Origin of the sequence: Cryobacterium sp. TMT2-15-1 (assembly GCF_004402345.1) — a bacterium.
In the GTDB taxonomy this organism is placed as follows: domain Bacteria; phylum Actinomycetota; class Actinomycetes; order Actinomycetales; family Microbacteriaceae; genus Cryobacterium; species Cryobacterium sandaracinum.
In genome coordinates this window covers 143,361-150,008 of the sequence record NZ_SOGD01000032.1, presented here as the reverse complement: position 1 = coordinate 150,008, position 6,648 = coordinate 143,361, and the positions used below count along the sequence as shown (strand labels likewise).

Genomic DNA, 6,648 nt, shown 5'->3' with positions numbered 1-6,648 from the left:
GTGATGGGGATGAGCCTGCAGGGCCCGAACGAGACCCGCACACTCACCCAGCTGCGGGCAGACGTGTTCGAAGACCTGATCCTCGACGGGGTCACCGCGCCAGGGCTGGGCCAGGGTGTTCGCGGGTCGGTGCACGTGACCGTCCCGGCGATGACGCTCCTCGGCCACTCCGAGGCCCCCGGGCACCTCGAGGGATACGGACCGATCGACCCCGACACCGCACGCGAGATCGCGGCTCGGGCACCCGGCTTCATCCGGATCCTGACCCACCCGGACACGGGAGCGGTGCTCTCGGTCGGGCGCACCCGCTACAAGGTGCCGAAAGAACTGCGACGGTACCTCCGGGTGAGAGACGAAACCTGCCGGTGGCCGGGCTGCCGCCGGGCGGCGACACAGTGCGACATCGACCACACCCTCGACTGGCAGTACGACGGGCTGACGGAGCACGACAACCTCGCGCATCTGTGTCCAGCCGACCATGCACTGAAGTCAGAGACCCGGTGGACCTACACGCACCTCCCGGACGGAACCCTGAAGTGGACCTCGCCGACCGGGCGCACGTTCATCAGTGAGCCAGCCACGATCATCCGCCCACCGGAGCGTCGACCGAAGCCGGGGCCGCAGCCGGGGCCGACGCCGGGGCCGACGCCGAGGCCTTCATCTCAAGCGAGGTCTCGGCCACCCGAAGCGGACGAGCCGCCGCCGTTCTGATGTTCCACCGTTCTGATGCTCTGATGCTCGCAGCGTCGGACGCGCTCAGCGACCGACTCAGTGCGCGGCGTCGACGAATTTCAACCCGACGACGCACCCCACCAGGCCGAGGATGAGCACAATCTTCAGCAGGGAGGCCGGCTCGGCGCCGAAGACCATGGCGTAGAGCACGGTGAGTGCCGCGCCGATCCCGACCCAGACGGCATACGCGGTCCCGGTCGAGATGTCCCGCATGGCAAAGGCCAGCCCGCCCATGCTGAGCACGAGCGCCACCGCGAACACGACGGATGGCCACAGTCGGGTGAACCCGGCCGACTTACCGAGCGCCGTGGCCCAGACGGCTTCCAGAACCCCGGACACAATGAGAATGATCCACGACATGACAACAGCTCCCAAGGCCAGTCTTGTCGCGTGCCGGGTACTGAACCGTCGTCCGGAGCCGCGTCGCGCGGCCTCCGCCCACCCTAGCCTCCGAGCCTGCGCGATCCCTGCGCAGACCTACACAGGCCCTACTCCGCGAGCAGAGCCGCCTCGAACGCCACCCAGGGCAGCATGGCGCACTTGACGCGGGCCGGGTAGCGGGAGACGCCGGCGAACGCGGCAGCGTCACCGAGCACCTCCTCGTCGGGCTCGATCGTGCCGCGCGAGCGCAGCATCTCGCGGAAGGTGTTCAGCACGGCCCGCGCGGTGGCGACGTTCTCGCCCCGCACGGTGTCGTGCAGCACGGATGCCGAGGCCATCGAAATCGAGCATCCGTCGCCGGCCCAGGCGAACTCCTCGATCACGGCGTCGTCGGCAGGCTCACCGGCCGACTCGGGCGAGCCGCCGGGTTCCCCGGCGCGCACACCGATGCGCACGGTCACCTCGTCGCCGCAGGTCGTGTTCACCTGATGCGACTCGGTCACGCGCAACCCGGAACCCGCACCGGCAGGAGAAGCGGCGCCACGAGCAGCACCGGCAGCAGTCCCGGCTGCCTCGAGCGGTGGCAGCCCCTCCGCCGAGGCACCGTTCCGGGACTTGGCGTGGTCGAGGATGATCTGCTGGTAGAGCTGCTGCATGGCGCTTTGGGTCATGACTTCACTCCGAAGAACGGGGCAACCTCGGCCAGGGTCGCCAGGAACCGGTCCACCTCGTCGGTGGTCGTGTACAGGTAGGTGCTCGCGCGGGTCGACGCAGTCACGCCGAGCCGGCGGTGCAACGGCTGGGCGCAGTGGTGCCCGACGCGCACCGCGATACCGGCCTCGTCGAGGTACTGACCGACATCGTGGGCGTGCACCCCGGCCAGGTCGAAACTGGCCAGACCAATGCGGTCGACTCCGGCCGGCGGCCCGAGCAGACGCACCCCGGGGATGCCGGCGAGCCCGGCCACGAGGCGCTGCCCCAGTTCGGCCTCGCGCGCGGCGATGCGTTCCATCCCGGTCTCGGTCAGGTATTCCACCGCGGCGGCCAGGGCGATCGCCTGGGAGATGCGCTGGGTACCGGCCTCGAACCGCTGCGGCGGGGCGAGGAACTCGGCGGTGTGCATGTCCACGGTGGTGATCATGGATCCGCCGGTCAGGAACGGCGGCATGCCCGCGAGCAGCTCGGCCTTGCCGTAGAGCACACCGATGCCGGTCGGGCCGAGCATCTTGTGCCCGGAGAACACGGCGAAGTCCACGTCGAGGGCGGCGACGTCCACAGGCAGATGCGGCACCGACTGGCAGGCGTCCAGCAGCACCAGCGCTCCCACCGAGCGGGCCAGAGCTACGAGCTCGGCGACCGGGTTGATCGTGCCCACCACGTTGGAGGCGTGCGTGAGCGCGAGCAGGCGGGTGCGGGCTCCGATGACTCCCGCCGCCGCGGCCAGGTCGAGCGTGCCGTCATCCTGAACCGGGATGAACCGCAGGGTCGCGCCGGTGCGCAACGCGAGCTGCTGCCACGGAATCAGGTTGGCGTGGTGCTCCATCTCGGTGACGACGATCTCGTCGCCGGCGCCGAGTGAGAATCGTGTCGCCGCGGGGCCGCCGAGGCCGAGCGACGCGTTGGAGAAGGCGTAGGCGACGAGGTTGATGCCCTCGGTCGCGTTCGACGTCCAGACGATCTCGTCGGCCTCCGCCCCGATGAATGCGGCCACGGTCGCCCGGGCAGCCTCGAACGTCTCGGTGGCTCCGAACGCGAGCGTGTGGGCCCCGCGGTGCACGGCTGCGTTGCGCTGCTCGTAGAACTCCTGCTCGGCCTCCATGACGCTGAGCGGGTTCTGCGAGGTCGCGCCCGAGTCGAGGTAATTGAGCGGATGCCCATTGACCAGCTGATCGAGGATCGGGAAGTCGTTGCGGATGCGGTCGACTTCCTCGTCCGTCAGCGGGCGAGCGATCGCACGGGTGGACGGTGAAGCGGAAGACGTCATATCTACCAGCGTATTCCCTCCCCCGGGCAATGCACACCGAACTCTGACAGGGGTGTCACGGCGAGGCAGACAAGTCGAGCCCGAACGTCAGGGCCCGGGTGAACTCGGCCTGCGGGTGCGCGAACACCGAGCGGGTCGGCCCCTGCTCGATGATGCGCCCGCCCTGCAGCACAATCACCCGGTCGGCCAGCGCGAGGGCGTCGAGCGGGTCGTGGGTGACCAGGATGACGGACCGATCGAGCAGTACCCGGTGCAGCAACTGGCGTTGGGCGGGCACCGCCGCCACGTCGAGCGCGGTCATGGGCTCGTCGAGCAGCAGCAGCCGCGGGCTGGCCGCGAGGGCCCGGGCCACCGCGACCCGCTGGGCTTGGCCGCCGGACAGCATCCCGGGCCGCCGGTCGGCGAGGTCGGACACCTCGGCGGCGGCGAGCCACTCGTCGGCGAGAAGTCGTGACGCAGCCCGGGATTCCCCCGCGCTGCGCGGCCCGAACGCCACATTGTCGCGCACGTTCAGGTGCGGGAAGAGCAGCGGCTCCTGGGCGAGCAGCACCGTGCGTCGGGCGTGCGGCGGTGTGAAGATGCCCGGTCGCCCATCGCCGGCACGGTCTGCACCGTCGGCCGCCAGATCGAAGAAGACCTGCCCATCGAGGGTGGCCCGACCCGAATCGGGCCGCAGCAGACCCGCGCAGAGCTCGACGATGGTCGACTTGCCGGCCCCGTTGGAGCCGAGCAGCGCCACCGTCTCGCCCGGCGACACGGTGAAGGCGACCTCCAGTCCGCGCCGGCGCATCACGGCGGCCAGTTCGAAGGTCACGACAGTCCGCGCGGCCGGTGGGTGGCGACCATCACGATCAGGGCGACGGCTACGAGGAGCAGAGCCAGGGCGACGGCCGCATCCGCATCCGTTTCCCGCTGCAGGTAGATCTCGAGCGGCAGCGTGCGGGTGACCCCCTGCAGGCTGCCGGCGAACGTGAGGGTCGCTCCGAACTCACCGAGCGCGCGCGCGAACGCGAGCACCGCGCCGGAGATCAACCCGGGCAGCACCAGCGGTAGCGTCACCCGCCGGAAGACCGTGCCGGGGGTGGCGCCGAGCGTGGCGGCGACCGCCTCGAAGCGCGCGCCGGAGGCCCGCAGGGTCGCCTCCACGCTCAGCACCAGGAACGGCAGCGCCACGAAGGTCTGCGCGAGCACGACGGCGGTGGTCGAGAACGCGATCTGGATCCCGAGCACCTCGAAGGTCGCGCCGAGCAGGCCGCGGCGCCCGAAGGTCGACAGCAGGGCGATACCGCCCACGACGGGCGGCAGCACGAGCGGCAGCAACACGACGGCGCGCACGAGGCGTTGTCCGGGAAACCGGCTACGGGCCAGGGCGAGAGCCATCGGCACGCCGAATAGCAGGCAGAGCACGGTGCTCATCGTGGCGGTGCGCAGGCTGAGCAGCAGCGCCGCGACCGCCGCTTCGGAGGTCACGAGCGCACCGAACCGCGACCAGTCAACGCGCAGGGTCATGCCCACGATCGGCAGCACGATGAACAGGGCGCCGAGGGCAGCCACAAGGAGGGTCCAGCGGGGCACGCCGAGGGTGACCCGGCCGTCGTGGGGGCCGGTGTGGGAGTCGGAGCGACTCACCACCACCTCACGGCGCGCCAAAACCGGCCGCCCCGAGCACGGTCTGACCGGTCGCTCCGGTCACGAACCGGGTGAAGGCCGCCCCGAGCAGCGCCTGCTTACTGCCCGCCACGACGGCGATCGGGTATTCATTCACGGCCTGATCTGCTTCCGGCACCGGGATGCCGAGAACCGCGTCGCCGGCGGAGGCAACGTCGGTCACATAGACGAGCCCGGCATCCGCGTCGCCCGATGTGACCTTGCCGAGCACGCCGGTGACGGCGTTCTCTTCGCTCACCGGCGCGAGCCGGACGCCAGCCGCCGCCTCGAGGGCCGGCAGCGCGGCGCCGCACGGCACCTGCGGCGCGCAGACCACCACGTCCACACTCGGCGCGGCGAGGTCGGCGAAGGAATCGATGCCGGCCGGGTTGTCGGCGGGTACGGCGATCATGAGGGTGTTGGTGGCGAAGACCGCCGGGACGCCGTCGAGGAGGCCGTCGCCGCTGAGCTTGGCCATGGTCCTGGCGTCCGCCGCCGCGAACACATCGGCCGGGGCGCCCTCCCGGATCTGGGTCACGAGGTCGGCCGAGCCCGCGAAGTTGAGCGCGACCGTTACGCCGGGATGGGCGGCCTCGAACCGGTCGGCCAGCTCAGTGAAGGTCTCGGTGAGGGATGCCGCGGCGTACACGGTGAGCGTCTGACCCGGCTCCGTAGACGCCCCGGTCGCCCCCGACGAGGCCCCGGCCGTTCCTGCGCAGCCGGCCAGCACGACGGATGCCGCCGCCAGTCCGACCGCGACGCGCACGCTCCACACTCGGGTCACGACTGGCCCTTCGGGGTTTCGACGATCACGGTGGTGGCCTTGACCACGGCCACGGCCACCGACCCCGGTACCAGGCCGAGGTCACGCACGGCCTCGGTGCTCATCAGGGACACCACCCGGTGGGGGCCGCACTGCAGCTCGACCTGGCTCATCACCGGATCGCTCACCACGCGGGTGACCAGTCCGACGAAACGGTTGCGGGCCGAGCTCGCCGTCGTGGACGGATCCGCGGGCGACAGCGCGTTCTCTCGGGCCAGCGCGGTCTCCCGGGCCAGGTGGGCCAGGTCGGATCCGTCGACGACCATGCGTCCGGCGTCGTCGGCGCTCGCGGCGAGCGCCCCATTGTCGATCCAACGCCGCAGGGTGTCGTCGCTGACCCCGAGGTACCCGGCGGCTTCCTTGATCCGTATCTGCGACATATTGAGCATCTTATTACCGCATCTGCGGAATAGACACCGGGAGGGGCGGCAACGAGGCTGCCGCAGTGAGGCAGGATGGAGCGCGTGACCGCCACAGCGAACCTTCCGTCGACTTCGTCCGAACCCACCGAACCACGCGAACCACGTGCACCGCGCCGCGCGCAGGTCATCGTCGCCTCCACCCGCGCCGCGGCCGGGGTGTACCCGGACCGCACCGGCCCCGTGCTCGATGCCTGGCTTCGGGAGTGCGGCTTCACGCTCGGCGAGCGCCGCGTCGTGCCCGACGGCGACCCGGTCGGCGCTGCCCTGATCGAGGCCCTCGACGCTGGCATCGACCTCGTGATCACCACGGGCGGCACGGGCGTCAGCCCCCACGACCTCACCCCCGAGCAGACCCTCCCGCACCTCGACCGGCTGCTCCCCGGGCTGATGGAGGAATTCCGCCGCCGCGGCGCCGCATCCACCCCTCTGGCCGTCATCTCGCGCGGTCACGCCGGGATCGCCCGCGGGCGCACCCTGGTGATCAACCTCCCCGGCTCCCCCAACGGCGTGAAGGATGGGCTGGGTCTCCTCGCCGACGTGCTCGACCACATCCTCGACCAGCTCCACGGTGTGGACCACTAGCTGAACGGGCCCCACTGGCCCCACGAGCTCCGCTGGCTCCCGCCCTTCCGCGTACCCGTGCCCTGCGCGAAAACAGG

General features: G+C 70.9%; 9 protein-coding genes and 1 riboswitch. Of the genes, 2 read left to right on the top strand and 7 right to left on the bottom strand.

Going from position 1 to position 6,648, the window contains the following annotated elements:
- The coding region (locus tag E3O62_RS08955) for an HNH endonuclease signature motif containing protein (protein ID WP_134398264.1) at positions 1-711 on the top strand (711 nt) is incomplete at its 5' end.
- A gap of 57 nt (positions 712-768) precedes the next feature.
- Here the strand turns inward: E3O62_RS08955 and E3O62_RS08950 are convergent.
- From E3O62_RS08950 to E3O62_RS08920, 7 genes are all read right to left on the bottom strand, one after another.
- A complete protein-coding gene (locus E3O62_RS08950; protein WP_134342038.1) occupies positions 769-1,092 on the bottom strand; it encodes a multidrug efflux SMR transporter in 324 nt (107 codons plus the stop codon).
- 12 nt (positions 1,093-1,104) lie between these two features.
- Positions 1,105-1,168, bottom strand: a riboswitch (guanidine-III (ykkC-III) riboswitch).
- Positions 1,169-1,220: 52 nt separating this feature from the next.
- Positions 1,221-1,784 carry a Fe-S cluster assembly sulfur transfer protein SufU gene (gene sufU, locus E3O62_RS08945; RefSeq protein WP_134398263.1) on the bottom strand — a complete coding sequence of 188 codons (564 nt, stop codon included), beginning with the start codon at positions 1,782-1,784 and terminating at the stop codon, positions 1,221-1,223.
- The gene (locus tag E3O62_RS08940) at positions 1,781-3,097 is read right to left on the bottom strand and encodes an aminotransferase class V-fold PLP-dependent enzyme (RefSeq protein WP_134398262.1); all 1,317 of its coding nucleotides are present in this window, start codon (positions 3,095-3,097) and stop codon (positions 1,781-1,783) included. The genes sufU and E3O62_RS08940 overlap by 4 nt, the downstream gene beginning before the upstream one ends.
- A 55-nt stretch (positions 3,098-3,152) precedes the next feature.
- Positions 3,153-3,911, bottom strand: coding sequence for a sulfate/molybdate ABC transporter ATP-binding protein (locus tag E3O62_RS08935; RefSeq protein ID WP_134394459.1), 759 nt, complete (start codon positions 3,909-3,911; stop codon positions 3,153-3,155).
- Entirely contained in the window at positions 3,908-4,726 is an 819-nt protein-coding gene (locus E3O62_RS08930; protein ID WP_241973395.1) for an ABC transporter permease, read from the bottom strand. The genes E3O62_RS08935 and E3O62_RS08930 overlap by 4 nt, the downstream gene beginning before the upstream one ends.
- Positions 4,727-4,733: 7 nt before the next feature.
- On the bottom strand, positions 4,734-5,528 hold the full coding sequence (modA, locus tag E3O62_RS08925) for a molybdate ABC transporter substrate-binding protein (RefSeq protein ID WP_198410900.1): 795 nt from the start codon (positions 5,526-5,528) through the stop codon (positions 4,734-4,736).
- Complete coding sequence (locus E3O62_RS08920) at positions 5,525-5,947, bottom strand: molybdopterin-binding protein (RefSeq protein WP_134394460.1); 423 nt, start codon at positions 5,945-5,947, stop codon at positions 5,525-5,527. The genes modA and E3O62_RS08920 overlap by 4 nt, the downstream gene beginning before the upstream one ends.
- 84 nt (positions 5,948-6,031) lie before the next feature.
- Between E3O62_RS08920 and E3O62_RS08915 the strand changes: the two genes are divergently transcribed.
- Positions 6,032-6,571, top strand: coding sequence for a molybdenum cofactor biosynthesis protein B (locus E3O62_RS08915; protein WP_241973394.1), 540 nt, complete (start codon positions 6,032-6,034; stop codon positions 6,569-6,571).
- Positions 6,572-6,648 lie beyond the last annotated feature (77 nt).

Excerpts from the sequence above, each read along its gene's own strand:
- E3O62_RS08950 (WP_134342038.1), bottom strand. The coding sequence starts at position 1,092 with ATGTCGTGGATCATTCTCATTGTGTCCGGGGTTCTGGAAGCCGTCTGG.
- sufU (WP_134398263.1), bottom strand. The coding sequence starts at position 1,784 with ATGACCCAAAGCGCCATGCAGCAGCTCTACCAGCAGATCATCCTCGAC.
- E3O62_RS08940 (WP_134398262.1), bottom strand. The coding sequence starts at position 3,097 with ATGACGTCTTCCGCTTCACCGTCCACCCGTGCGATCGCTCGCCCGCTG.
- E3O62_RS08920 (WP_134394460.1), bottom strand. The coding sequence starts at position 5,947 with ATGTCGCAGATACGGATCAAGGAAGCCGCCGGGTACCTCGGGGTCAGC.